Source organism: Luteococcus japonicus, from assembly GCF_003752415.1.
GTDB classification, from domain to species: domain Bacteria; phylum Actinomycetota; class Actinomycetes; order Propionibacteriales; family Propionibacteriaceae; genus Luteococcus; species Luteococcus japonicus.
The window spans coordinates 947,274-973,117 of sequence record NZ_RKHG01000001.1; the positions used below are offsets into that span (position 1 = coordinate 947,274).

Here is a 25,844-nt window from a genome sequence, read left to right on the forward strand (position 1 = left end):
CCATGCGCACCGTCATCCTGCTCGCAGGCCCGTCGGGCAGCGGCAAGTCCCGCCTGGCCCGCACCACCGCAACACCCCAGCTGCGACTGGACGACTTCTACCACGCCGAGGACCATCCCGGCCTGCCCCGCCGGGCCACCGGCCTGGTCGACTGGGATGACGTCGGCACCTGGAACCTGCCCGCCGCCATCGACGCCCTGCGGGAGGTGCTCGCGACGGGACGGGCCGAGGTCCCCGAGTACTCCATCGCCCTGAGCCGCGCCACCGGAACCCACCTCGTCGACGTCTCCGATGCGCCCGTGGTCATTGCCGAGGGCATCTTCGCCCCGGACCTGCTTGCGGCCTGCCGGGAACACGGGGTGGACGTGACCCCCGTCTGGCTGGACCGGTCACGCCATGCCAACTTCGTCCGGCGACTGCGTCGGGACCTCGCCGGGCACCGCAAGCCACCCGCCGTCCTGGTGCGCCGCGGCCTGATGCTGTGGCGCGAGGAACGCGCCAAGCGCCGTCACGCCCTGGACCTGGGCTTCCGGCCAATGGGGATGGCGCAGGCCACCCAGCTGATCGAGGACCTGAGAGCAGGGGCATGAGCTGGCGCAGCGCCCCGGACCAGCCGCTGCGGCCGGGCCAGTGGTGGAGCCATCCCGTCATCCGGGCGGTGGTCTTCGTCGTCGTGATGGTGGCCGTGGCGATGACCACCGTGGTCTTCGAGCAGGACGGGAGGGCCCCGGACTGGGTCTACCTGACCGGGCAACTGGTGGCCAGCGTGCTGGCCTATGCCGTCGTGGTGCTCCTGTTGGAGAACCGACGCCCGCCGGTGGAGGTGGACCCGTCGCGCTGGCGGGGTCTGCCCGTGGGGTTGGGAATCGGCACGGCCGCCTGCCTGGTGGTCTTCGCGGTCCTGTGGGCCGGCGGCTGGCGGACCATCGAGGGCACCAATTCGCACGCCCCCCTGCTGCAGCCCCTGTTCATGATGGGGGTGGTGGCCGCGATCAGCGAGGAGATCATCTTCCGCGGCATCCTCTTCCGCCTCGTGGAGGCGGGGCTGGGCACCTGGGGCGCGACGCTGGTCTCCGCCGCGGTCTTCGGGCTGGTGCACATCAACAACCCGCAGGCCACCTGGTGGGGTGCCGTGGCCATCGCCCTGGAGGCCGGCATGATGTTCGGCCTGCTCTACGCCCTGACCCGCAGCCTGTGGGTGGTGATCGGGGTGCACGCCGCCTGGAATGTGATGCAGGGTCCCATCCTGGGATCGGCCGTCTCCGGCGCCACCCACAATGGCGACGGGCTGGTGGTCAGCCACCCCGCCGGCCCGGAGCTCATCTCCGGCGGCATCTTCGGGTTGGAGGCCTCCCTGGTCGCCGTGCTGGTCTGGACCGCGATCTCGCTGTGGCTGGTCCGTTCCCTGGTGGTGCAGGGGCGCGTCGTGGCGCCGCTGTGGCGCCGACGCCTCACAGCAGGGCCGGCAGCACCTCGCTGGTAGAGGCATCCAGCCGGATCGTGGCGAGCTCATCGGCCCTCGTGGCCCCGCGGTTGACCACGATCACCGGCTTGCCGCGGCGGTGCATGTGCCGGGCGAAACGCAGGCCACTCATCACCGTCAGGGAGCTGCCGGCCACCAGCAGCGCGTCGGCCTCGTCGCACCAGGCGAAGGCCTCTTCCACGCGCTGCCTGGGGACGGGTTCACCGAAGAAGACGACGTGCGGCTTCAGCACTCCCCCACAGTTCAGGCATTCGGGGACGACGAAGTCCTGCCACTCGTCCACGACGGCGTCGGCGTCGGGCCGCAGCTCCGCATGACCCATGTCCCGCCGCGGCTGGACCTCCGGATTGAGCGCGGCCAGCCGGGGCTGCAGGTCCGTGCGCGCCGTGATCTGGCCGCACTGCAGGCAGATCACCTCCGCTGAACGGCCATGCAGGGTGATCAGGCGCTGGGACCCGGCGGCCTCGTGCAGGCCGTCGACATTCTGGGTGACCAGACCCACCAGCCGGGTCGGGTGGTCCATCGCCTCCCAGTGCGCCAGCGCCCGGTGTCCCGCATTGGGATCGGCCTGACCCAGATGCGCCCAGCCCTGGTAGTTGCGTGCCCAGTACCGGCGACGGTTCGCCTCGTCCCCGACGAATTCCGCGTACATCATCGGCGTGGCCCGCTGGGCATTGGGGCCGCGGTAGTCCGGCACTCCGGAGTCGGTCGACATCCCGGCGCCGGTCAGCACCACCACGCCGTCGAGCTCCTCCAGCAGCTCACGGGCATCCTCGACGTCCCCGCGCAAGACCTCGGTGGGCTGCCAGGGGCGGGTGGCGTGCCGGACGCTCACGACGGGTTTCACGCCAGAAGTCTAGGCGTGTGCCAACAACGATGACATGTCCCGTAAGGAGAGGAGGTGGTCAGGCGGGCTGTTGCAGCTTGGGTGCCTGCTCCAGGACGGCCTCGTAGGTCACGGACAGCCGGGTGATGCGATCGCCCGGTGCCGCCTGTGCAGGGCGCATCGCCCCGCCCATCACGATGACAAGCAGTGCCAGCGTGGCCGCCGCGATCCGTCGGATTCTCACCCGACAATGATGCCGGAGTCAGTGGGTCAGACGACCGGCTTGATCGGGGCCCATTCGGGACCCGTCTCGCCCAGCGTGTCGTCGAGCTTGGCGAAGATCGGGCTCGGCTTGGACAGCGCAGTGCCCACGACGATCGGCTTCGACGCCCACTCGGCCAGCTCGTTGGCGTAGTCGCCCTGCAGGATCGGGTAGGACTTCTCCGAACCGTCTTCGCGGGTCTCGGTGACCTCCACCAGCTGAGGCTGCGCCGCCCACACGCCGGTGCCACCCAGGGCCTCGAAGACCTTCTGCGCCGCGTGCGGCATGAAGGGCGTCATCAGCGTGTTGCAGTCACTGACCACCTGCAGCGCGACGTGCAGCACGGTGTTGCGACGCTCGGGCTGGTCCTTCAGCTTCCACGGCTCCTGGTCCGACAGGTAGCGGTTGGCGAGCGTGACGATCCGCATCGCCTCGGTGATGGCCGCCTTGAACTTGCATACCTCCAGCAGCTCACCGACGGTGGTGAAGGCCTCCTTGCTGGCCTCCAGCAGGGCGGTGTCCTCGGCGGTGAACTCGCCAGCCTCCGGGATGGAGCCGACATTCTTGTGCGCCATCGAGACGGAGCGGTTGACCAGGTTGCCCCACTCATTGGCCAGCTCGTAGTTGGTGCGGCGGACGAACTCGTCCCAGGTGAAGTCGGTGTCCTGGTTCTCCGGCCCGGCCACCGCGATGAAGTAGCGCAGGGCGTCGGGGCCGAACTCCTTGAGGAAATCGCCGACGAAGATCGAGGCGCCGCGCGAGCTGGCCACCTTGGAACCACCCATGGTGAGGAATTCGGAGCTGACCACCTCGGTGGGAAGGTCCAGCGTGCCGAACCACTCGCTGCTGCGGCCGCCCTTGTCACCCTTGCCGTTGACGCCCAGCAGGATCGAGGGCCAGATCACTGAGTGGAAGACGATGTTGTCCTTGCCCATGAAGTAGTAGCTGCGGGTGGCCTCGTCCTGCCAGTAGGTCTTCCACGCCTCGGGGTCACCGGATCGCTTGGCCCACTCGATGGAGGCCGACAGGTAGCCGATCACGGCGTCGAACCAGACGTAGATGCGCTTGAGGTTGTTGTCCTCCCAACCCTCCAGCGGGATCTTGATGCCCCAGTCCAGGTCACGGGTGATGGCGCGAGGCTGCAGCTCCTTGGCGAAGTTGGCGCTGAAGCGCAGCACATTCGGGCGCCAGTCCTGACGAGTCTCCAGCCAGGCGGCCAAGGCCTCGCCGAAGGCGGGCAGGTCCAGGAAGAAGTGCTCGGTCTCGACGAAGTTGGGCACCTCGCCGTCGATCCGGCTGTGCGGGTTCTTCAGGTCGACGGGGTCCAGCTGGCGGCCGCAGTTGTCGCACTGGTCACCGCGGGCACCGTCGAAGCCGCAGTGCGGGCACTCGCCCTCGATGTAGCGGTCCGCGAGGGTGCGGCCGGTCGAGGGGCTGATGGCGCCCATCTCCGTGCGGCTGATGATGTAGCCGTTGTCGTGCAGGACGGTGAACATCTCCTGCACCACCTGGCGGTGATTGTCCGTGGTGGTGCGGGTGTACAGGTCATAGGACAGGCCCAGGCCCTGCAGGTCCTCGGCGATGATCCGGTGGTACTTGTCCGCGGTCTGCTCGGCGGTCAGGCCCTCGGAGTCTGCCTTCACCTGGATGGCGGTGCCGTGCTCGTCGGTGCCCGAGACCATCAGGACGTCGTGGCCCGACATTCGCATGAACCTGCTGAAGACGTCGGAGGGAACCCCGAACCCGGAAACGTGTCCGATGTGACGGGGACCATTGGCATAGGGCCACGCGACGGCAGCAAGAACATGAGCGCACATGGAGGCAAGACTATCGCTGTCAGCCTTGCCCCCATGACACAGGATCAGGCGTCGGGGGCGATCAGCTCCGGCAGCTTGGCGTCGAACTCGTCACGCAGGACGCGCGTGGGACGGATCCGGGACTTCGGGCGGGTGGACTCCTGCACCTGGACGCCCCACATCGCGGCGGCGTGGCGCTGCTTGGGGGTGCCATGGTGGCCGGTGCTGGCGAACTGGCAGTCACCGATGCCGTAGAAGACCTTGCCGAAGGCGAGGATGCGCTTGGTCTGCATGCTCAGGCCCTTGGGGTGCGACGCGAAGTAGGCGGCCGACGCGTCGGCGTGCAGCTCGGTGCGACGCGTCCCCTCGGGCGTGGAGCTGGCCATGGTGTCGGGGGTGATCATCCCGATCTCCATCTGCACGTGGTGCGCGTACTCGTGGGCGAGCACCACCTGCGGCGCGACGTCACCGAAGCCCAGCTCGTCGTAGGCGCGCAGCAGGCCCTCGCCCATCACGATCCGGTCGACGATCTGCGGCTGCTGGCCGAAGGTGCTGTAGGCGAAGGCGTTGAAGGACAGCAGCGGGAAGTGGCCGCCCTCCAGGCCCTTGCTGGACGGGACATAGGACTTCACGAACTCGGCGAGCTCGCGGGAGGTTGCCGCGTCCAGGCCCAGTTCGGTGTAGGCGCGCACCATCCGCTCGACGTCGGTGTAGATGTCCGTGCTCATCGCCATCAGGGTCATGTCGGAGCCGTCGATGTCCCAGAAGCGCTGGCACTTGGTGAAGGTCTTGCGCAGGTCGTGGGCGTGCCGGGTGAGGGCGTAGGAGGCGCCGGTGACGTCGGTGGTGAGCATCGCGTCGACGGCGGGCAGGATGTCCAGCCCGGCCTCCTGGATCACCTGCCGGTCCTGCTCGCTCAGCCTGGCCATCTGGGCGGTCATCCAGACGTCGACGGCGTCATCGGGGGTGCACTCGTACTGGGTGGGATCGATGGCACGGGTGAACGGACGGTTGAAGTGGTCCACCGCGTGCCTGGCCAGGAAGTCGTCGAAGAGCTGGTCGATGTTGGCCTGGGGCAGGGAGACGGGCGCCGCCTGGGCGTGCGGGACCGACAGGCCGAGGGCGAGTGCCCCGGCACCGGCACCGGCGCCGGCGAGCAGGCCACGGCGGGTGATCCGAGGGGTGGGTGTGGTGTGCATGACGGTTCTCCTTTGGGTGTGCTGTGGTGGGCTTGGAATGGTAAACTGGCGATCGCGTGCGGTGCGGAGGCCGACAGCAGGCCTGGCAGTGCGGTCTGGAAGGCGGAGCGGAATCCGGCCACCGGCATCACCGCCGTCTTCCCCGCGGCCTGCCGCTGGCCCCATGCGGCGGCGGCGCGACGCTGGGCGGGTGTGCCGTGGTGGCCCTGGCTGGAGACATTGCAGTCACCGATGCCGTGCACGACGTCGAGGACCTCGCGCTGCTGCGCCGCGCTCATCGCGCGCCCCTTGCGGTGGCTGGTGAAGTAGCTGGCCTGCGCATCGGCATGCAGCTCGGTCTTGCGGGTGCCCTGGGGTGTCGGTGCCTTCTTCGGGTCGATCATCCCCAACCGGAACTGCACCTGGTGGCCGAACTCATGGGCCAGCACCACCTGGGGTGCGACGTCACCGTGGCCCAAGGCGTCATAGGCCTGCAGCAGCCCCTTGCCCATCACGATCCGAGCCGGCGTCCCGGCCTGCGCGGGTGTGGCCATGGCATTGAAGGTGAGCAGCGCGTTGCGGCCGCGGTCCAACCCGGGGCTGGTGGCCACATAGCCCGCCAGCGCCTCACCGAGCACGCGGGAGACTTCCTTCGGCAGTCCGATGGCCTGGTAGGCCGCCTGGACCCGGCGCGGGTTCATCAGCATCTCGCCGGTCATGCCGCGCAGGCCGATCTGCTTGCCGTCGACCTTCCAGAAGACCTGCAACTGGGTGAAGGTGCTGTTCAGGACCTTCCCGTGCCCGGTGACCGAGACCGGGGCCTGCGAGGCGTGCTTGGCCTGCACCGCCTCCACCAGCGGCAGCATGTCCGCCAGGCTCAGGCCCAGCACCACCTGGTCGGTGAGGGTCAACCGCTTGGCCTGCTGCTGGGCGTAGCGGGTCACCTCGGTATCGGCCTCGCAGGAGGACGGTTCCTCGACGGCAGGACGCTCCGGCATCGGCAGGCCGCGCTCGGCGAGGTACGCACGCACTTTGGCCTCGACGCCCTGCCGGGCCAGGGCGGTGCGGATCTGCTGCAGGCGACGCAGCTGGTCCTGGTCCAATTTCTGGACGCGTTGGGCGGGCTGGGCTGGGGCGGCGCTGGCCGCGGGCGCCGCCGCGCCCGCGACGCCCAGGGCCAGACCGGCCGCAGACAGCACGGAAAGTGCTCGGATTCTGCTTACAGACATAGGTCTTCCTCTCCTGGGGGTGGCGCCAGTCTGCCTGCCCGAGGGTTCACCTCAGCCCACCGGCTAGCCAGGTCCATCGCGCCACCGACGGCGGGGATCGCGCCGGGCTTGCCGGTGTGCCAGTTGGCGAGGTCACCGTTGAAGGCCACCTGGTAGGCCCCCAGCACGCACACGTCGAGGTGCCCGCCGCGCATCATGGCGAAGGAGTCGGCGTGGTGGGAGTCGCTGGCACCCGGAAGTTCGGTGACGGGCACCTTGCCGGCATTGGTCAGGTCAGCGTCGATCTGGTCCCCCACCGCGGCGGGCCCCATGCCGAGCATGCCGTTCTCGGTGTGCAGCACCACGCCCGCATCCGCCGCGATGTGGTCGGCGACGGTGGTCGGCTGCCCGTTGCCAGGTTCACGAAGGATCCCGGCCGGATGGCGGTGGCCACCAGGGCGGCCAGTTCCGGCTTGCCCAGCGGCTCACGGTCCAGGTTCTCGATGCTCATCGGGCACCCTCCACGGCGTAGGAACGAGCGTCGACGCGCACCACGCGGCCGACGAAGATGGACGGCGTGACGACGTCGCCATCCTGCACACCCGCGACGGCCTCGTCGGTCGACTCCCGTCTCCTACGACGAGTACAACGCCTTCAAGGCATGGCTGATCCAGGTGGGCGCCGACGGCGAATGGCCGCTCTTCCTGGACGTGTGGGTCGAGCATGCAGTCGAGGATGTCGCCACCGAGCACCGCGACGGCAGCAAGGGCTCCATCGAGGGCCCCTACTACGTGCCGGACGCCCCGGTCTGCACCGACGGCCAGATCCCGATGCGCGAGGACGAGTCCGGCGACCGGATGATCTGGACCGGCACCGTCACCAGCACCGACGGCAAGCCGCTGAGCGACGCCAAGGTCGAGCTGTGGCACGCCGACAGCCTGGGCTTCTACTCGCAGTTCGTCCCGGGCCAGCCCGAGTGGAACCTGCGCGGCACCTTCCCGGTGAACCAGGACGGCTCCTTCGAGATCCACACCACCAAGCCGACGCCGTACATGATCCCTACCGACGGCGCCTGCGGCAAGCTGATCGCCGCCGCCGGCCCCGGGCGAGACGGCCGAGGCCCTGCGATCCTTCGTCTGCTGACCGCCTGCCCTCACAGGTCGGCGGGCGTCCCCTGGTGGAAGCGCAGCCTCCAGCCCGACGGGGTACGCACCCACACCGAACTGCGCAAAGCGATGGCACCGCGGCCACGGGAACGCCAGCGCAGCAGGATGACGTCGTCGGCCAACCGATCGGTGCCGATCACCTCGAGTGTCGTGCGATTGGTCAGCGGCTCGACGGAGGCCAGCATCCGCGCCCGGCTCCACAACTTCCCCGATGCTCCGATCTCGGTGTACTCCGGATGCAGCAGGGCCTCCACACGGCGACGGTCACTGCGCACGGCGTCGAGCAGCAGGGACTCCTCCAGTGCCACCACGTCGTCCTCGTCCCGGGCGGCCGGCTCCTCGTCGAAGCTGAACAGGTCGATCTCCACGGGCTCTGGCGTTCTGGGCGCCACGTCCAGGCTGGTGGCCCCTTCCGCCCCAGCTCCCTGGAAGCCGGGACCCGCAGGCACTGCGGTGCCGTCGCGATAGGCCCGGGCCGCGGCCTGGGCCCGGGAATCGGCCGCCTCGTTCATGGCGTGGCCGGCATGGCCCTTGACCCATTCGAAGGTGACGGTGCGCCCCACGAGCTGCCGGTCGATCTCCTGGAGCAGTTCGACATTCATCACCGGCTTGCCGTCGGCCTTCTTCCACCCCTTGCGCTTCCAGCCCGGCATCCACTTGCTGACGGAATTGATCACGTACTGCGAGTCGCACAGGATGTGCAGCGGCTCCTCGGGAACGACGGCGGTCTGCTGCAGCAGGTTCAGCACCGCCATCAGCTCACCCATGTTGTTGGTTCCCCGGGGCCAGCCACCGGCGGCCCAACAGTTCTCGTCGATGAACCAGGCCCAACCGGCCGGGCCGGGATTGGACAGGGAGGAACCGTCGGCGGCAGCAGTGATCACCGGCTCATTGTGCCGTAATCTCGACTCCCATGAAGCATGTCGCCCCCGACGAGCCCACCGAGGCCGGCGCCCCTCCGCGGCGCGTCGAGCACCGCCATCCGCGCCTGCGCAAGCTCCTGGCCGCCCTGGTGGTCCTTGCCCTGCTCCTGGCAGCGGGTGGTTATGGCCTCTACCGGCACCTCAATGCGAACATCACGTCGATGGAGATCCCCTCTGATGTCCAGGGCGAGGCGCTGGAGGGGCTGCCCAAGGGCAAGGCCCAGAACATCCTGGTGATCGGCACCGACTCCCGGCAGAATGCGGCGGACTGCAAGCTCGGTGGCTCCTGCGGCGACGACAAGCTGGACGGCGACACCAATGCCGATGTGGAGATGCTGGTGCACATCTCGGCTGACCACGAGTCGATGACCGTGATGAGCATCCCGCGGGACACCATCCTCGACCTGCCGGCCTGCACCGGCAATGGCAAGACGCGTGAGGCAGGCACTCGCGGCCGGATCAACGGCTCCCTCAACTACGGCGTCGACTGCCAGCTGCGCACCGTGCACGAACTGACGGGTCTGACCATCAACCATTTCATGATGGTGGACTTCTCCGGTGTCGTGAGCCTGTCCGATGCCGTGGGCGGCGTCGACGTCTGCGTGGACGCCGACGTCTATGACACCTACTCGCACCTGAAGCTGGCCAAGGGAGAGCACACCCTGCAGGGAGTCGCGGCGCTGCAGTTCGTCCGGACCCGGCACGGTTTCGGCGACGGCTCGGACCTGGGCCGGACCATCGGCCAGCGGCTCTACCTGTCATCGCTGCAGCGCAAGCTGGAGAGCGCAGGAACCCTGCTGAACCCGCAGAAGGTCTATCGCCTGGCGGAGGCCGGCACCAAGGCACTCACCGTCGACTCGGGCCTGGACAGCGTGAGCACCCTCGCCCAGGTGGCGGCCACGGTGGGTGGCGTCCCGGCCTCCTCGACGGCCTTCGTCACCCTGCCGACGGTTCCTGACCCGGAGAATGTGAACACCGTCGTCCCGGCCGAGGGTGCACAGAAGCTCTTCGACAAGCTTGCTGCCGACGAGTCCTTGGTCAAGCCGTCCCCGAAGACGACGCCCAGCACAGCCTCGAGTGCAACGCCCGAGGCCACCAGCCAGAAGCCCTCCCCCTCGGCCAGCGCAACCGGCGACCCGGCCACCGACGGCAGTGCCCAGACCTCCGCGGAGACCACCGGCTGCGCCCAGGTCAGCACGCAGAAGACGGTGGAGATCAATGGAGTCCCGATGACCCCCTCGGAGGCCTATGCGGCCTCCCCCAGGATCAAGGACTCGGACGCCTGACCATGACGATGCGGGGCCACCTCCGGCTGGAGGTGGCCCCGCATGTCGTCCCGGAGCGGGATCAGCCCTCCTGCTGTTCCTCGGAAGCCGATCCCTCGATCTGCGCGGCCGAGCCACGGTGGTTGACCTGGATCTTGCGGGGCTTGGCCTGCTCCGCCACCGGGATGGTCAGTGTCAGCACGCCGTCGCGGTAGTCGGCCTCGATCTTGTCGAGGGCCAGGCCCTGGCCCAGGTTCAGCTGCCGCGCGAAGGTGCCGACCGCCCGCTCCTTGGCGAGCCAGCGACGGTCCTCTCCGGTCTCGTCGGCCTTGCGCTCGGCGCGGACGGTGAGCGTGCGCTCCTCGACGTCGACGTCGATCGAGCCGGGGTCCACCCCAGGCAGGTCGATCCGGGCGACGAAGGTGTCACCCTCGCGGTAGAGGTCCATCGGCATCGGCGCCGCGCTGGGCGTACGGGTGAACTCGTTGACGAAGCGGTCCATCTCACGGAAGGGGTCGAAGGTACGAGCCATGATTTCTCACTCCTGTCCTTGTCGGTCGGGGCCGCTCCTTGCGGCCTCATCCCCACCAACACAAGGATCCCCGGCTCTATTCCCGGGTTGAGCGGAACCGACTCAAGTTCTCTTCACGAGGCCTTGAGGTAGGCGGGACGGATCACCTCGGTGATGATCCGCTCCCGCTCCTGGTGGTCCCAGAAGGCGGAGTGCATCGCCGAGATCGCGCAGCGCCGCATCTCCTCCGGGCCCCAGCCGAAGGCCTCGTGCAGCGCGGCGAACTCCTTGCTGAGCGTCGTATTGCTCATCAGACGGTTGTCGCAGTTCACCGTGACGCGAAAGCCCAGGTCGAAGAGCAGGCCGATCGGGTGTTCGGCCATCGTCGTCGCGATCCCGGTCTGCAGGTTCGACGTGGGGGCCAGCTCCAGGGCGATCCGGGCATCACGCACATAGGCGGCCAACCGCCCCAGCACCGGCCGCGGCCCGGACACGTCGATGTCCTCGACGATCCGTACGCCGTGCCCCAGCCGCTCTGCGCCGCACAGCTGCACGGCCTCCCAGATGCTCGGCAGGCCGAAGGCCTCCCCGGCGTGGATGGTGAAGTGGGCATTGTTGCGCTTGAGGTAGTCGAAGGCCTCACGGTGGCGGCTCGGCGGGAAGCCCTCCTCGGCGCCGGCGATGTCGAAGCCCGCGACGCCCTGGTCGCGGTACTCCACGGCCAGTTCGGCAATCCGCAGGGTGGGCTCGTCGTGGCGCATGCTGACCAGCAGCTGCCGGGCCATGACGGGGCTCCCCTGCGCCGTGGCCTCGGCCATTCCGGAGGCCAGCCCGTCGCGCACCGCCTCGACGGCGCGCGCCAGCCCCATCCCGCGTCGCTGGTGGAGCTCCGGGGCCCACCGGGTCTCGGCGTAGACGACGCCGTCGGCGGCCATGTCCAGCACGAACTCGTGCGCCACGCGGGCCAGCTGCTCCGGCGTCTGCATGCCCGCGACGGTGAGCTCGAAGGGCTTGAGGTAGTCCACCAGGTTGCCGGCATCGCACTGCGCATAGATCCACTGCTGCAGCTCGTCGGCGTCGGTGGTGGGCAGCGGATGCCCGTTCTCCCGGCACAGGTCGACGACCGTCTGGGGCCGCACACCCCCGTCGAGGTGGTCATGCAGGGTCACCTTGGGCAGGCGACGGATCTCGTCCAGGCTGAGCATCTCAGGCCAGGTCGTCCGGGCCGAAGGCCTGTGGCAGGACCTCTGCCATGGTGAGGATCCCCCGCGGGGTCTCCACCAGCAGCTCATCGCCGCCGTGTTCGAAGAGCAGCTGACGACAGCGGCCGCAGGGCATGATCACCTCTCCGTCGGCATTGCAGCAGGTGAAGGCGACCAGCCGGCCGCCGCCACCGGCGACGAGTTCGCTGACCAGGCCGCACTCGGCGCACAAGGTGACGCCGTAGCCGGCATTCTCCACATTGCAGCCGGCCACGATCCGCCCGTCGTCCGCCAGGGCCGCGGCCCCCACCCGGTATCCCGAGTAGGGCGCGTAGGCCCGGGCGTTGAGCTCCCGGGCCCGCTGCCGCAGGGCCTCCCAGTCGACGGGGACCACCTCAGTGACCTTCCTTGACGTACGGGACGCCGTCTGCGGCAGGAGCCCGCACGCGGCCCACCAGACCTGCGACGGCGATGATGCAGGCCAGGTAGGGCAGCATCAGCAGCCACTGGCTGGGCACCTCGACGCCGACGGCGGACAGCTGGGAGGCCATCTGCTTCACGAAGCCGAAGAACAGGGCCATCAGCGGTGCCAGCACCGGGTGGTAGCGGCCCATGATCAGGGCGGCCAGCGCGATGAAGCCGTTGCCGACGGTCATGTCCTTGCTGAAGGAACCCGTCGAGCCGATGGTGAAGAAGGCGCCGCCGAGGCCGGCGAAGACGCCGCCCATCAGCACCGAGCTCCACCGCGTCATGGTGACATTGATGCCCACGGTGTCGGCGGCCTTGGGGTGCTCGCCGACGGCGCGCACGCGCAGGCCCCACTTGGTGCGGTAGACGAGGAACCAGACCAGGATGACCGACGCCACGGCGATGTAGGCCAGCGCCGTCTGGTTGAACAGCACCGGGCCGAAGAAGGGGATCTTCGACAGCCCCGGGATGGCGATGTTCTGCATCTGCGGCGCCGAGTTCAGCTCCGTCGACTGCGGCTGGACCAGCTGGTCGAAGAGGAAGCCAGTGATGCCGGCCGCGAAGAGGTTGATCACCACGCCCATCACCACCTGGTCCACCAGGTAGGTGATGGTGAACAGGGCCAGCAGGGCGGCCATCAGCACACCGGCGATGACGGCGGCCACCAGGGCCATCGGGATGGACTTCGTCACGGAACCGACGACGCCCGCGGCGAAGGCGGCGACGAGGAACTGGCCCTCGATGGCGACGTTGACCACGCCGGCTCGCTCGCACAGCACACCGGCCAGCGAACCCAGCACCAGTGGCGTGGCGATGGCCAGCGTGCCGTTGAGCTGGTTGGTGACCGGGAAGGGCAGGTCTCGCCCGGCGACGGCCCAGGCCAGGAAGCCGACCATCACTGCGAGGGCGGCCACCGTCCCAGCGATCGCGGGGAGCTTGCCGTGCAGGCGGCCGGACAGGTAGCCGAGGCCGGCCAGCAGCGTGAGCAGACCACAGACCAGCACCGTCGCCATGCCCGGCAGGGTGATGGTGGGCAGCTGCACCGTGTCGAAGGCATCCGACAGGGCGAAGTGCGAGGCACCCGTGGTCTTCAATGCCAGCACGAGCAGCAGCAGCCCGAAGAGGGTGACCAGGGCACCCGTGGTGAGGCGGCTGCGCCGCGCGTCGGCGCTCTCCGTGGTACGCAGCACGATCTCCTCGGCGTGGGCGCCGGACAGTCCGTCGGCGGCCGAGGAGGTGGTCTGCGCCACGGGGCTCTGGGGATACTTGGTGGCCCTCATGCCTTGGCTCCATTCTCTGCGGCCACGGCGGCCACGGTGGCCGTGGTGGCCTCACCGGCCAACGACGGTGGTTGTGCCTTGCGCGCCTTGAGGAAGGGCACGACGGTACGCACCAGCATCGGGGCGGCGACGAACATGACGATCAGTGCCTGCAGCACCGTGGTCAGCGTCAGCGGCGTGTCGGCCTGCGACTGCATCGCCAGGCCACCGGCGTGCATCGCGCCGAAGAGCATGCCGGCCAGCACCACACCGAAGGGCTTGGAACGGCCCAGCAGGGCGACGGTGATGGCGTCGAAGCCGATCGAGCCGACCAGGCCCATCGACAGCGGCGTGGGCAGGCCGAAGTCACCGGGGCCCAGTGCCGCCTGGACGCCCGCCAGCCCGGCCAGCGCGCCGGACAGCGTCATGGCGACCACGGTGGTGCGGGCCACGCTCATGCCGGCGGTGGCGGCGGCGTCGGGATTGGCGCCGACGGCCTTGATCCGGAAGCCCACCGTCGAGCGTTCCATCAGCCACCACACGCCACCGGCGGCGAGCAGCGCCAGCAGGAAGCCCAGGTGCAGCTGGCCTCCCTCGAGGCGGGGGAAGGTGGCGGAGAACTGCACCTCGGGCGCGATCGGGTCCTTGCGGCCCTCGCGCAGGAAGGCGTTGGTGGTGAGCAACCAGGCCAGCGTGAGGCTGGCGACGTAGTTCAGCATGATCGTCACGATCACCTCGTGCGCTCCCGTCGCGGCGCGCAACCAGCCCGCGAAACCGCCCCACAGGGCGCCCGCGAGCACACCGAGCAGCAGCGCCAGCGGCAGGTGCACGATCAGCGGCAGGTTGGTGATGGAGAAGCCGGCATAGGCGGCCAGGGTGGCACCCATGATCGCCTGGCCCTGGGCACCGATGTTGAACAGGCCGGCCCGGAAGGCCAGGGCCATGCCCAGGCCGGCGCTGATCAGCGGCGCGGCGGCCGAGGTGGTCTCGGTGAAGGCCTTCCAACTGCCCACCGAACCCATGATCAGGGCGCCATAGGCGCCGGAGACCTTGTCCCAGGAGGCCGTCAGGGCGTCACTGGGGCGGCTGAGGAAGTAGGTCCACTTCTTGCTCACCTCGGGGTCGGCGACGATCATCAGGATCGCGCCGATCAGGAAGGCCATCACGAAGGCGGCGAGGGTGGTGACGACCTCGCTCCAGGGGAAGGGGCGACGGGTGCGGGCGGTCTTCTCGGCCACGGCGCTGCTCATGCCCGGCCTCCTTCCTGGACGGCGGCGAGCGCCTCGTCCTGCGGGACGCCGGCCATCATCAGGCCCAGCGCGTCACGGGGTGTCTCCGGCGGCACGATGCCGACGATCTTGCCGCGGTACATCACGGCGATCCGGTCCGCCAGGGCCGCCACCTCGTCGAGCTCGGTGGAGACGATCACCACGGCGGTGCCCTGGTCCCGTTCGGCGACGATGCGCTCGTGCAGGAATTCGATGGCGCCGACGTCGACGCCGCGAGTGGGCTGGTTGGCCACCAGCAGGCTCAACGGGCGGCTCAGCTCGCGCGCCAGCACCACCTTCTGCTGGTTGCCACCGGACAGGCTGGACACCGGCAGATCGATGCCATTGGTGCGGATGTCGAACTCGCTGACGCGCTGCTCGGCGTTCTCGCGGATCTTCTTCATGTCGAGCGCGAGCCCGCGCGAGTAGTCCTCGACGTGGTTGAGGACCAGGTTCTCGGCGACGCTGAAGCTGCCGACAAAGCCGTCCTTCTGTCGGTCCTCCGGGACGAAGCCGATGCCGGCGTCCAGGGTCTGCTGCGGCTTCATCCGGGCGACGTCCTTGCCGTCGATCAGGATTTCGCCGGACTTGACCGGAGTGGTGCCGAGCACAGCCTCGGCCAACTCGGTCTGGCCATTGCCCTGCACGCCCGCCAGGCAGAGGATCTCTCCCCCACGGACGCTGAAGTCGACGTGGTCCACCATCACCGAACCCGCCGGGGAGGCCACCACGAGGTCGCGCACCTGGAGGCGCTCGTCTCCGAGCGTCGGCTCCTGCTTGTCGACGGTCAGGCTCACGGCGCGGCCCACCATCATCTCGGCCAGCTGGGCCTCGCTCATGGACGGATCGGCGGTACCGACCACCTTGCCGCGACGGATGACGGTGATCCGGTCCGCGATGGCGCGCACCTCGCGCAGCTTGTGGGTGATGAAGACGATGGCCCGGCCCTCGTCGCGCAGGGCCTGCATGACGGCCATCAGCTCGTCGATCTCCTGCGGGGTGAGCACGGCGGTGGGCTCGTCGAAAATCAGGTACTTGGCGTCATTGGCCAGGGCCTTGAGGATCTCGACGCGCTGCTGGATGCCCACCGGCAGGTTCTCGATGATGGCGTCGGGCTCCACCTCGAGCTTGTAGCGGTGGGACAGTTCGCGCACGCGCTTGCGGGCGGCGCGCATGTCCACGGTGCCGAATGGACCCTGTTCGCGGCCGAGCATGAGGTTCTCGGCGACGCTGAAGACCTCGACGAGCATGAAGTGCTGGTGCACCATGCCGATCCCGGCGGCCATCGCCTGCTTCGGGTTGGTCAGGTGCAGCTCGGCGTCGTCGACGGTGATGGTGCCCTCGTCGGTCTGCAGCAGGCCGTAGAGCACATTCATCAGCGTGGACTTGCCGGCGCCGTTCTCGCCCAGCAGGCAGTGGATCTCTCCGGGGCGGATGTCCAGGTCGATGTGGTCGTTGGCGACGAGGCTTCCGAATCGCTTGGTGATGCCGCGCAGTTGCAGCCCTGAGCCTGGCTCACGGGATGCAGCGGGGACGGCTGCTGTCTGGTTCACGGGGCACATACTTCCACACTCGGTTGGGTGGCCAAGGGCCCCGTCGGCTGGTGATGGCCGGCCGACGGGGCCCCTGGTCAGGATTGTTCAGCTGTGGCTGGTCACTTCGGCTGCGAGGCCGACTCGATCTTGATCTTGCCGGAGACGATGTCACCCTTGATGGCCTCCAGCTCGGTCTTCAGCTCGGCCGGGACCTTGGAGTCGAACTCGTGGAATTCGGCCAGCTGGACGCCGTCGTTCTCCAGGGTGCCGACATAGGGGTCGGCGCTGAAGCTGCCGTCCTTGGCGGCCTTGATGGCGTCGAAGACCGCGACGTCCATGGCCTTCTGCACCGAGGTCATGATGCTCGGGCAGTAGCTGGCCGAGGAGACGCAACCGTCGGTGTCCACCCAGACGGCGTTGACCTTGCCGCCGGACTTCTTGGCCACCTGCAGGGCGCCCTCACCGGCGGGGCCGGCGACGGGGAAGATCACGTCGGCACCCTGGCTGGTCAGGGTGCTGGCGATGCGGCTGCCACCGGCGACGTCGGAGAAGTTGCCGGTGAACTGTCCACCCTTGGTGTTCTTCGGGTCCCAGCCCAGGACCTTGACGTTCTTGGACTTCTGGCTGTTGTAGTAGGTGGCGCCCTGGTGGAAGCCGTCCATGAAGATGGTGACGGTCGGGATGTTCATGCCACCGAAGGTGCCGACCGAGCCGGTCTTGCTCATCGCGGCGGCGGTGTAGCCCGCCATGAAGGAGGGCTGGGCGGTGTTGAAGATCAGCGGCTTGAGGTTCTTCAGGCCGGAGGTCTTCGACGGGTCGTTCCAGTCGACGATGGCGAACTTCACGTTGGGGTTGGCCTTGGCGGCGGCCACGGTGGCGTCGCCCAGCATGAAGCCGACGGTCACGATGATGTTGCACTTGGCCTGAACCATCTGGTTGATGTTCTTGGTGAAGTCGTTGGCGGTGGCGGACTGCATTTCGCCCTTCTTCACCTCCAGCTCCTTGACGGCCTGCTCCAGGCCGTCGTGGGAGGTCTGGTTGAACGACTTGTCGTCGAAACCACCCTCGTCGGAGACCATGCAGGCCTTGAAGGTGCCGGAGCCGGCGGCCGCCGATCCGGTGGAGCTGGCACTGCCGGAGGCGGCCGGCGTGGCGTCGGGGGCCTTGGCGCAGCCTGCGACGGTGAGGGCAAGGGCCGACGCAATGGCCGGCGCGATGAGGGACTTCTTCACTGAACTGCCTCCTGAGCAGATGAACTTGTGGATGCTCCTGGGGTTGGGCGCGCACAAATCGTAACCTGCCGTTCACCGCACGTCTCCCGAAGACCCCGCTCCATGGCAAACCGTTATCGGATTGTCAGCTGACCTGACGGACCAGCGCCTCCGCAGCATCGAGGATCGTGGTGGTCTCGCCCTCCCAGTCGGGCTCCTGGCCGCGGTGCGGCCCGGTTGCCAGAGAGATGATCACGGCGGCGGCGCGAAGGCGCAGTTCGGTGGCGTCCACGCGCTCGTCGAAGACCGGCACCCAGCCGCGGATCAGGGCGTGCACATTGCGGGTCTGGCGCTCGTCCATCCGCTGCACGGTGGACAGGTGTGCCACCAGACAGGCCAGGTCGTCCGCCCGTCGTCCGGGGCCGATGGTGTCGACGTCCAGCAGCCCCACGATGCGACCGCCGTCGACGTGCACCTGCCCCTCGTGGAAGTCCCCGTGGGTGGGCTCGTCCCCCAGCGGGACTCCGGCCAGCCCGCTCCGGATGGCACTGGCCAGCTGTTCGGCCCGCTCGGCCTGTTCGGGCAGGGCATGGGCGATGATCTGGGCATAGTGGTCCACGGCATCCGTCCACGGTGGCCGACGCTCCAGCCTCGCCACCCCGGGTGGCAGCCGGTCGAGAAGCTCGACCACGGTCTGCCCGTCACAGGGTGGCTCGTCGTCGAACATCGCCAGCGCGAGGGGCCGGCCGGGCAATTCCCGCAGGACGAGCAGGTGGTCATCCGTGGTGGCCACCACCTCAGGGGCAGGGACGTGGGCCTCACTCAGCAGCAGGTGGCGGGACAGCACGGCGTCGAACTGGTCCGGTCGCAGCACCTTGACGAAGAAGACCTCTCCCCTGACCCACATCCGCAGCACCGCGCGACGGCGGGGGCGGTAGCCGATCATGGTCAGCTCCACGTCATCGAGACCCACCGGCCGTCCCACCAGGCGGTGCTCGTTGACGAGCTCCACCATCCGTTCGGCGAAGGCGGCACGGGCCAGCCCCGGCAGGTCCGGGTCAGTCGGATAGATCCACACCGCGGCGGCCGTCTCCCCGTCGCTGAAGATCTCCGCCACGTCATCGGTCCGGCTCGGCCCCTGGGCGCGCACGCTGCACCCCAGCAGTTCCTCGCGCTCCCCGAAGGTCCACCGCACGGTGGCGAGGTAGGTGGCGGTCGTGGAACGCTGCGGATCGTGGTCGACGTGGTCCAGCCGCCACTGCAGCAGGTCACCTCCGGCATGGGCCACTGCGGCCACCAGCAGCGGCTCCACCTCATCCCCGGTCAGCAGCTGCTGGCCATCGTCACCATCGCCGGGAATCGTGGACGGGGCCACCGGTCAGGCCTCCGCGTCCACGACGGTTGCGGCCACGGCCGTGGCACCCGTGGCCACTGAGGGCACGTCGTCGCGGCGGCGCACGCTCAGCCAGGAGGCGCGCCGGCCGTCGAGTTCCGTGACCCGGAAGACGACGGCGGAATGTTCGGGCAGGTGGGCGAACTTGTCGGACTCCGGGTCCCTGTCCAGCTCGACGGTGATCTCGTCACCCAGGGCCGGGACGGTGCCCGACTGTGCCAGGAAGTAGCCGGCCACCGTGTCGTAGGGCCCCTCGGGAAGCAGGTAACCGAACTTGTCCGCGAAGTCCTCCAGGGTCATCAGGCCGTCGATGTCGTTGACCTGTGTGTGGACGCCGGCCGGGGGCAGGTCGTACTCGTCGGTGATGTCACCGATCAGTTCCTCGACCAGGTCCTCCAGGGTGACGATGCCGGCAGTGCCGCCGTACTCGTCGCGCACGATGGCCAGATGGGAGTGGGCACGGCGCATCGCGGTCAGCGCGCGCAGCACCCGCACGGTCTCCGGCAGGCTCAGCACCGGCCGGACCAGCTGCTTGATCGGGGTGGAACGGGTGGAGGGATCCATGTCCATCAGGTCACGCACGTGCAGGAATCCGACGATTCGGTCACGGGAGCCGTCGGTCACCGGGTAGCGCGAGTGCGGGGCGCCCTGCACCTCGCGGATCGCCTTGTAGGCGGGCATGTCACCGGGCAGGAAGTCCACCTCGGTGCGCGGCACCATCACCTCTCGCAGGCTGCGTTCACCGGCCTCGAAGACCTCGTCGACGATGTGGCGTTCCTCCGCGCCGAGCGTCTGGGAACCCACCACCATCTGGCGGAGCTCCTCGTTGGTGACCTCCTCGCGGGAGGCCTTCGGGTCGCCACCGAGCAGCCGCACGGCGGCATCGGTGGACTTGCCGAGGAACCAGATCACCGGACGCGTGATGCGGGCGATCGAGTCAACCAGGGGTGCGATGGCCAGCGAGAAGCCCTCCGCGCGTTGCATGGCGATCCGCTTGGCGGTCAGCTCACCCAGCACGATGGAGAAGTAGGAGATGGCGATGGTGATCAGCACCAGGGCGGCGGTATTGGCCAGCGAGCTCGGCAGGCCGGCCTCGACCAGCACCGGGCTGAGGGCCGGCGCCAGCGTGGCGCCACCGAAGGCCGAGGACAGGAAGCCGGACAGGGTCACGCCGATCTGCACGGCGGACAGGAAGAGGTTCGGATCCGACGTGAGCCGGGCCACCGCCTCCCCGCGCTTGCCGCGGCCAGCCAGGTTCTTCACCTGGCTCTCGCGCAGGCTGACCAGCGCCATCTCCGCGCCGGAGAAGACTCCGCCGATGCAGATGAACAGCAGGATCAGGGCCACATTGGTCAGGACCTCGGAGGTGCTCATGCCTCACCCAAGGCCTTGCCCCACAGGGCCGCGTCATGCCAGATATTCACCACTGCAGGATACCGGCCATCCGCGGCGGCTCATTCCACCAGCAGGCCGAGCGGGTCCGCCTCGAAGGACTCCTGGGCCTCCAACTCGTCGGTGACCAGCGGGAAGACCGCCTTGCGAAGCTCCTGCAGCCCGGGCACCTGAACCAGCTCGTGGGCCAGGATGTCCTCCACCACGGCATCCACATTGCCCGCGATGTCCGCGGAGGCCTGGCCCCGCTGGGCGGCGACGGCGTCGGCCAGCGCCTTCGGGTCCACCACGACGAGGTCCGCCCGGATCACCAGGCTCACGAAGCCCGGTTCGCCGTCCTGGCCATCGGGTGCGGTGGTATCCCGTGAGCTGGCATTCAGAGCGGTGACCTCCTCGAAACCCCCCTCCTCGGGCAGCTCGTCGCCCTCGTCGTCCTCATCGGTCAGGCAGATCGGGAAGCTGCCGCTGTAGTCGAAGGCGGCATCGTCATAGCCGAGCAGGGCCGTCCGGAGCTCGGCATCCTGGCGCATGGCGTCCTCCAGGTCATAGGAGTCCTCGTCGCTGATTGCCAGGAGGGCCTGAGCGTGTGCCTGCAGCGCGGCGGCGGCGGCCTGCGCTCGTTCGGCGAGTTGGTTGCGGGCGTCCGCGGTCCACAGGGTGTCGGTCATGACCACCAGCCTGCCACTACTGTGGGGCGGGTGAGCAATGAGCACCAGATCTGGGTCCTGACCATCGGCTGCAACGACCGCCCCGGCATCGTCCATGCGGTCTCCGGAGCCTGCGTGGCGGCCGACGGGAACATCGTCGAGTGCCAGCAGTTCTCCTCGGAGGACTCGGGTCGCTTCTTCATGCGCCTGACCCTGGACACGGTGCTGGACCGCGCGGGCATCGAGGCTGCCCTCGCCCCCGTCGTCGAGGACCTGGACGCCAGTTGGGAACTGGACCTGGTCTCCCGGCCGACGCGCACCCTGGTGCTGGCATCCAAGGCGGGCCACTGCCTCAATGACCTGCTCTTCCGCCAGCGCAGCGGACACCTGAACATCGAGATCCCCCGTGTCCTGGCGAACCACCCGGACCTGGGTGGCCTCGCGGGCTTCTACGGCATCGACTTCGAAGACCACGCCGTCACCCCGGAGACCAAGCCCGCCTTCGAGGCCCGTATCCTGGAGCTGGTCGACGAATTCGACATCGAGCTGGTCGTCCTGGCGCGCTACATGCAGATCCTCTCCCCCGGACTGTGCGAGGCCCTGTCCGGGCGCGCCATCAACATCCACCACTCCTTCCTGCCCGGCTTCAAGGGGGCCAATCCCTACCGCCAGGCGCACAATCGCGGCGTCAAGCTGATCGGCGCGACGGCGCACTTCGTCACCAGCGACCTGGACGAGGGGCCGATCATCGAGCAGAACGTGGTGCGCGTGGACCACTCGCAGAGCGTCGCGCAGCTCACCTCGATCGGGCAGGACGAGGAGAGCCGCACCCTCACGGAAGCCGTGAAGCTGTTCGCGGAGCGTCGGGTCTTCCTGGACGGGCACCGGACGATCATCTTCCGCTGATTTTCCTTGCATGGTGAAAAACTCGCCGGAGAATCTCGACGTCATGGTGAACATCCCACCAACACCCGGGCGCACAATTGTGAGGCAAGTCTCACAAATCGAGTGACATCGGTCACATTTGCGGCTAGCTTTGCTCCAGCTACTGCCACCGGACGGCATGAGCTACCACTGCGACGATGCAAGGAGCCCAATGTCAACGCCACATCAGCCGAGCCCGGAGCCACAGGCCCGGCGTGCTTCCCAGCTGCCCGATGACGTACCCGTGCACGATGACCCGGAACGTCACCTCCCCGAACACCACAACCCGCTGCCCGAACTGGACGGCCCGCACGCCTACGTCGTCGATGACGCCAAGCTCGCCGCGGTGCAGGCCTCGGACGAGTTCCAGGAGCTCAAGAAGCGCTTCCGCAACTTCGCCTTCCCTCTGAGCGCCGCCTTCCTCATCTGGTACTTCGCCTATGTGCTGCTGAGCACCTATGCGGTCGGTTTCATGTCCAGGCCGCTGTTCGGGAATGTCACCATCGGCCTCTTCCTCGGGCTGCTGCAGTTCCTGACCACCTTCGTGATCACGGCGCTGTACATCCGTCACGCCAACAAGAACCTTGACCCGATCGCCACCAAGATTCGCGCACAGCTGGAGGGCACCCGATGAACACCTACCTGCCCCTGCTGCAGACCAAGCTCGGCAACCCGATTGCCAATATCATCATCTTCGCCGTCTTCGTGGTGGTCACGCTGACCATCGTCATCCGGGTCTCCCAGGGTGGGAAGAAGAAGGCCAGCGACTTCTACACCGGCGGCGCCTCCTTCGACGGCCGCCAGAACGGCCTGGCCATCGCCGGCGACTACCTGTCCGCAGCATCCTTCCTCGGCATCGTCGGCGCCGTCGCACTGACCGGATATGACGGCCTGCTCTACTCCATCGGCTTCCTGGTGGCCTGGCTGGTCGCCCTGCTGCTGGTGGCCGAGCCGCTGCGCAACACCGGCAAGTACACGATGGCCGACGTGCTCAGCTTCCGTACCCAGGAGAAGCCGGTGCGCATGGCGGCCGCCATCTCCACCCTGGCCGTCTCCTTCTTCTACCTGCTGGCCCAAATGGCCGGCGCCGGCGGCCTGGTCTCCCTGCTGCTGGGCGTCACCGACGACATGATGCAGAACCTGGTCATCGTCCTAGTCGGCCTGCTGATGATCGTCTACGTGCTCATCGGCGGCATGAAGGGCACCACCTGGGTCCAGATGATCAAGGCCGTCCTGCTGATCGCCGGCGCCGCCATCATGACCGTCTGGGTGATGGCCCACGCTGGCTTCAACCTGTCGACGCTGATCGGCAATGCCCAGAGCAAAGCCGACGCCATCAAGGCCGCCGATCCTGCCATGGCCACGGGCTGGCACAATCTCACCGAGCCGATGGGCAAGTACGGCAAGAACAAGCTGGGCTTCGTCTCGCTGGCCACCGCGCTGGTGCTGGGCACCGCCGGCCTGCCCCACGTGCTGATGCGCTTCTACACGGTGCCGACCGCCAAGGAGGCGCGGCGCTCGGTGACCTGGGCCATCGGTCTGATCGGTGCCTTCTACCTGTTCACCATGGTCCTGGGTTACGGCGTCGCGTGGCTGGTGGGTTACGACATCGTCGACACCCTGCCCGGCAAGGCCAATGCGGCCGCCCCGGCACTCGCCTTCTGGCTGCCCGGCAAGGGTCTGGGTGGCACGCTCTTCCTGGCGATCATCGCCGGCATCGCCTTCGCCACCATCCTCGCAGTCGTCGCGGGCCTGGCGATCACCGCGAGCGCCTCCTTCGCGCACGACATCTACAACGCGATCATGAAGGACGGCAATGCAGACCCGACCCAGGAGGTCAAGGTTGCCCGCAACACCGTCGTGGTGATCGGCCTGCTCGCCATCGTCGGTGGCATCGCCGCCAAGAGCCAGAACATCGCCTTCCTGGTGGCCCTGGCCTTCGCCATTGCTGCCTCGGCCAACCTCCCGTCGATCCTGTACTCGCTGTACTGGAAGCGGTTCAACACCCGTGGCGCGGTGATGTCCATCTACGGTGGCCTGATCTCCGCTCTGGTGCTGATCACCTTCTCCCCGGCCGTCTCCGGCACCAAGACCTCGATGTTCCCGAATGCGGACTTCGCCTGGTTCCCGCTGGACAACCCGGCCCTGGTCAGCGTGCCCATCGGCTTCATCCTGGGCTGGCTCGGTTCGATCAGCTCCAAGGAATACAACCCGGAGAAGTACACCGAGATGGAGGTTCGCTCCATGACCGGTGCCGGAGCCGAGGGCGCCGTCGCCCACTGACCGGTCCAACCGCTGCACCACCGATGCGGCCGTCCTCCCCTGGGAGGGCGGCCGCTTCCCATGCCCGCGGCCGCACGTCGCGCCTGTCCGTGCACCTGGCACCTCGCACACCTGCCGCCATGTGCTGTCATGTAGCAACACTTCTGGGACACCGGGGTGTCATGACTTCTGGGACGGTCGGGTGTCATGACATCTGGGGCAGTTCGCTGGGGGAATGGGAAGCGCATTGTCGCCACGGGTTCGTGAGCAGATCGTCCGGTTCGATCCCGACGTGGAGCAGGTCTCGGTCAGCGAGTTCTGCCGACGGGCGGGGATCTCGACATCCTCGTTCTACCGAGTCCGAGACAAGGCCACCGAACGCGGGCTGGCCGCTGCGTTGGTCCCCGAGTCACGGGCGCCCAAGCATCCCGCCACCATCTACACGGACTGGACTCGTCTCCTGGTACGCGTGACCCACGCGGAACTGGTGGCCGAGGGCAAGGACTGTGGCCCGTGGTCGGTCGAGTGGCGCCTGTTTCAACGGGAGGCGGACCCGCTGCCGTCTCGGTCCACGATCGCCCGGATCCTGCGCAGCGAAGGCCTGTCAGCGCCCTCACCCCGCAAACGTCCCCGCGCCTCGTACCGTCGCTTCCGACGAGCCAGGGCCAACGAACTGTGGCAACTCGACGGCATGGAATGGCACCTGCCTGAGATCGGGCTGGTCACCATCTACCACGTCGTCGACGACCATTCCCGCCTCTGCCCAGCCCTGATCGCCGTGGCAGGTGGCGAGTCCACGGCCGGCGCCCGGCAGGCCCTCCAATCCGGGATCGACGCGTTCGGCCCGCCTCAGAGCGTGTTGTCCGACAACGGCGCGGCGTTCAACCAGCACCGACGCGGACGCTTGTCCGCGACTGAGGTCTGGCTAGCCGGGCTTGGGATCCGGCCGATCTCGGGGCGGGTCAGCCACCCACAAACCCAAGGCAAGGTCGAACGCTCTCACCAGCCACTGCAACGCTGGCTCCATGCCCGCACACCGACCACCCTGCAGGACCTCACCCAGGCCCTGGACGGCTACCGGAACTGGTACAACCACGAACGCCAACACCAAGGCCTGGGGCATCACCTGACGCCCATGGCCGTCTGGCAAGTAGCCTCCAAGGCCGGACCCGAGCCCCGAGCGATTCCGCTCGACCTGCTCTACAGCCAGTCCTTGCGGCAGCCCACCCAGCCCGCAAAGAACCGGATCGAGGACCGCACTATCGGCGGGGACCTGCGCACCGCGTGGAAGGGCACCAGCATCGGTTTCGGCCCTGGCATGGCCCACCAACTGGTCCACCTCGTCGAAACCGACGGCCAGCTCGACATCTTCGACGACAACGGTGAACTCCACGCCAGCATCCCCTGGCCATCACCCACCAAATACGTCTCGGTCACCCAACCACCCCACCGGCTGGTCCCCGTCATCGACCGCCGCAGCCGCGCCTACAAACTGTCCCAGATTTCATGACATCTGGGAGTCCCAGAAGTGATGAGACATGACACCTGCCGCCATGTGCACGACCAGGCATCAGGTGCACAAGACGGCGCATGGTCAGCGGCCTCCACCCTGCAGCTTGCGAGCATTCTCCAGGGCCTAGAAGGAGCCCACCTTCGAACGGGACA

General features: G+C 68.2%; 24 protein-coding genes and 1 pseudogene. 8 read left to right on the forward strand and 17 right to left on the reverse strand.

Annotation, left to right across the window (positions count from 1 at the left end):
* Positions 1–2 precede the first annotated feature (2 nt).
* Both EDD41_RS04655 and EDD41_RS04660 read left to right on the forward strand, forming a co-directional pair.
* Complete coding sequence (locus tag EDD41_RS04655) at positions 3–590, forward strand: uridine kinase family protein (RefSeq protein WP_245995538.1); 588 nt, start codon at positions 3–5, stop codon at positions 588–590.
* A complete protein-coding gene (locus tag EDD41_RS04660) occupies positions 587–1,483 on the forward strand; it encodes a CPBP family intramembrane glutamic endopeptidase (protein ID WP_123575120.1) in 897 nt (298 codons plus the stop codon). Before EDD41_RS04655 ends, EDD41_RS04660 begins: the two co-directional genes overlap by 4 nt.
* Here EDD41_RS04660 and EDD41_RS04665 read toward each other — a convergent pair.
* From EDD41_RS04665 to EDD41_RS04685, 6 genes are read right to left on the reverse strand one after another with little or no spacing between them, the layout of a single operon-like run.
* A complete protein-coding gene (locus tag EDD41_RS04665) occupies positions 1,452–2,330 on the reverse strand; it encodes a Sir2 family NAD-dependent protein deacetylase (RefSeq protein ID WP_245995539.1) in 879 nt (292 codons plus the stop codon). The genes EDD41_RS04660 and EDD41_RS04665 overlap by 32 nt on opposite strands.
* Positions 2,331–2,388: 58 nt before the next feature.
* On the reverse strand, positions 2,389–2,553 hold the full coding sequence (locus EDD41_RS16775) for a hypothetical protein (RefSeq protein ID WP_170165246.1): 165 nt from the start codon (positions 2,551–2,553) through the stop codon (positions 2,389–2,391).
* Between the two features lie 26 nt (positions 2,554–2,579).
* Complete coding sequence (metG, locus tag EDD41_RS04670; protein ID WP_123575121.1) at positions 2,580–4,388, reverse strand: methionine--tRNA ligase; 1,809 nt, start codon at positions 4,386–4,388, stop codon at positions 2,580–2,582.
* Positions 4,389–4,432: 44 nt separating this feature from the next.
* A complete protein-coding gene (locus tag EDD41_RS04675) occupies positions 4,433–5,392 on the reverse strand; it encodes a neutral zinc metallopeptidase (RefSeq protein ID WP_170165247.1) in 960 nt (319 codons plus the stop codon).
* Positions 5,305–6,744 (reverse strand): neutral zinc metallopeptidase, encoded by a 1,440-nt coding sequence (locus EDD41_RS16780; protein ID WP_170165248.1) that lies wholly within the window; start codon positions 6,742–6,744, stop codon positions 5,305–5,307. The genes EDD41_RS04675 and EDD41_RS16780 overlap by 88 nt, the downstream gene beginning before the upstream one ends.
* Before the next feature lie 20 nt (positions 6,745–6,764).
* A complete protein-coding gene (locus EDD41_RS04685) occupies positions 6,765–7,118 on the reverse strand; it encodes a CoA-transferase (protein WP_281273086.1) in 354 nt (117 codons plus the stop codon).
* A 270-nt stretch (positions 7,119–7,388) separates the two neighbouring features.
* Between EDD41_RS04685 and EDD41_RS04690 the strand changes: the two are divergent.
* A pseudogene (locus tag EDD41_RS04690) lies at positions 7,389–7,883 on the forward strand (dioxygenase family protein); the annotation flags it as partial.
* Positions 7,884–7,906: 23 nt separating this feature from the next.
* Here the strand turns inward: EDD41_RS04690 and EDD41_RS04695 are convergent.
* On the reverse strand, positions 7,907–8,803 hold the full coding sequence (locus EDD41_RS04695) for a ribonuclease HI family protein (protein WP_123575124.1): 897 nt from the start codon (positions 8,801–8,803) through the stop codon (positions 7,907–7,909).
* A gap of 29 nt (positions 8,804–8,832) precedes the next feature.
* Between EDD41_RS04695 and EDD41_RS04700 the strand changes: the two genes are divergently transcribed.
* A complete protein-coding gene (locus tag EDD41_RS04700) occupies positions 8,833–10,128 on the forward strand; it encodes an LCP family protein (RefSeq protein ID WP_123575125.1) in 1,296 nt (431 codons plus the stop codon).
* Positions 10,129–10,189: 61 nt separating this feature from the next.
* Here the strand turns inward: EDD41_RS04700 and EDD41_RS04705 are convergent, their stop codons facing one another.
* The 10 genes from EDD41_RS04705 to EDD41_RS04750 all read right to left on the reverse strand — a co-directional run bounded on the left by EDD41_RS04705 (position 10,190) and on the right by EDD41_RS04750 (position 21,014).
* Positions 10,190–10,639 carry an Hsp20/alpha crystallin family protein gene (locus EDD41_RS04705; RefSeq protein ID WP_123575126.1) on the reverse strand — a complete coding sequence of 150 codons (450 nt, stop codon included), beginning with the start codon at positions 10,637–10,639 and terminating at the stop codon, positions 10,190–10,192.
* Positions 10,640–10,752: 113 nt separating this feature from the next.
* Positions 10,753–11,823 (reverse strand): adenosine deaminase, encoded by a 1,071-nt coding sequence (locus EDD41_RS04710; RefSeq protein WP_123575127.1) that lies wholly within the window; start codon positions 11,821–11,823, stop codon positions 10,753–10,755.
* A 1-nt stretch (position 11,824) separates the two neighbouring features.
* Positions 11,825–12,214 (reverse strand): cytidine deaminase, encoded by a 390-nt coding sequence (locus EDD41_RS04715; protein WP_094764361.1) that lies wholly within the window; start codon positions 12,212–12,214, stop codon positions 11,825–11,827.
* Between the two features lies 1 nt (position 12,215).
* Entirely contained in the window at positions 12,216–13,568 is a 1,353-nt protein-coding gene (locus EDD41_RS04720) for an ABC transporter permease (protein ID WP_094764360.1), read from the reverse strand.
* On the reverse strand, positions 13,565–14,797 hold the full coding sequence (locus EDD41_RS04725; protein WP_123575128.1) for an ABC transporter permease: 1,233 nt from the start codon (positions 14,795–14,797) through the stop codon (positions 13,565–13,567). The genes EDD41_RS04720 and EDD41_RS04725 overlap by 4 nt, the downstream gene beginning before the upstream one ends.
* Positions 14,794–16,368, reverse strand: a complete 1,575-nt coding sequence (locus EDD41_RS04730; RefSeq protein ID WP_245995540.1) for an ABC transporter ATP-binding protein — start codon at positions 16,366–16,368, stop codon at positions 14,794–14,796. Before EDD41_RS04730 ends, EDD41_RS04725 begins: the two co-directional genes overlap by 4 nt.
* A gap of 101 nt (positions 16,369–16,469) precedes the next feature.
* On the reverse strand, positions 16,470–17,582 hold the full coding sequence (locus EDD41_RS04735; protein ID WP_123575130.1) for a BMP family lipoprotein: 1,113 nt from the start codon (positions 17,580–17,582) through the stop codon (positions 16,470–16,472).
* Between the two features lie 124 nt (positions 17,583–17,706).
* A complete protein-coding gene (locus tag EDD41_RS04740) occupies positions 17,707–18,936 on the reverse strand; it encodes an aminoglycoside phosphotransferase family protein (protein WP_123575131.1) in 1,230 nt (409 codons plus the stop codon).
* Between the two features lie 3 nt (positions 18,937–18,939).
* Positions 18,940–20,328, reverse strand: a complete 1,389-nt coding sequence (locus EDD41_RS04745; RefSeq protein WP_094764355.1) for a hemolysin family protein — start codon at positions 20,326–20,328, stop codon at positions 18,940–18,942.
* A gap of 80 nt (positions 20,329–20,408) precedes the next feature.
* On the reverse strand, positions 20,409–21,014 hold the full coding sequence (locus tag EDD41_RS04750) for a hypothetical protein (protein WP_123575132.1): 606 nt from the start codon (positions 21,012–21,014) through the stop codon (positions 20,409–20,411).
* A gap of 30 nt (positions 21,015–21,044) precedes the next feature.
* On the opposite strand from EDD41_RS04750, the gene purU reads away from it, so the two are divergent.
* From purU to EDD41_RS04770, 4 genes are all read left to right on the forward strand, one after another.
* A complete protein-coding gene (gene purU / locus EDD41_RS04755) occupies positions 21,045–21,899 on the forward strand; it encodes a formyltetrahydrofolate deformylase (protein WP_123575133.1) in 855 nt (284 codons plus the stop codon).
* A 190-nt stretch (positions 21,900–22,089) separates the two neighbouring features.
* Entirely contained in the window at positions 22,090–22,551 is a 462-nt protein-coding gene (locus EDD41_RS04760) for a DUF485 domain-containing protein (protein ID WP_094764352.1), read from the forward strand.
* On the forward strand, positions 22,548–24,200 hold the full coding sequence (locus EDD41_RS04765) for a solute symporter family protein (protein ID WP_094764351.1): 1,653 nt from the start codon (positions 22,548–22,550) through the stop codon (positions 24,198–24,200). The genes EDD41_RS04760 and EDD41_RS04765 overlap by 4 nt, the downstream gene beginning before the upstream one ends.
* A 214-nt stretch (positions 24,201–24,414) precedes the next feature.
* Complete coding sequence (locus tag EDD41_RS04770) at positions 24,415–25,689, forward strand: integrase core domain-containing protein (RefSeq protein ID WP_123575134.1); 1,275 nt, start codon at positions 24,415–24,417, stop codon at positions 25,687–25,689.
* Positions 25,690–25,844: the final 155 nt, after the last annotated feature.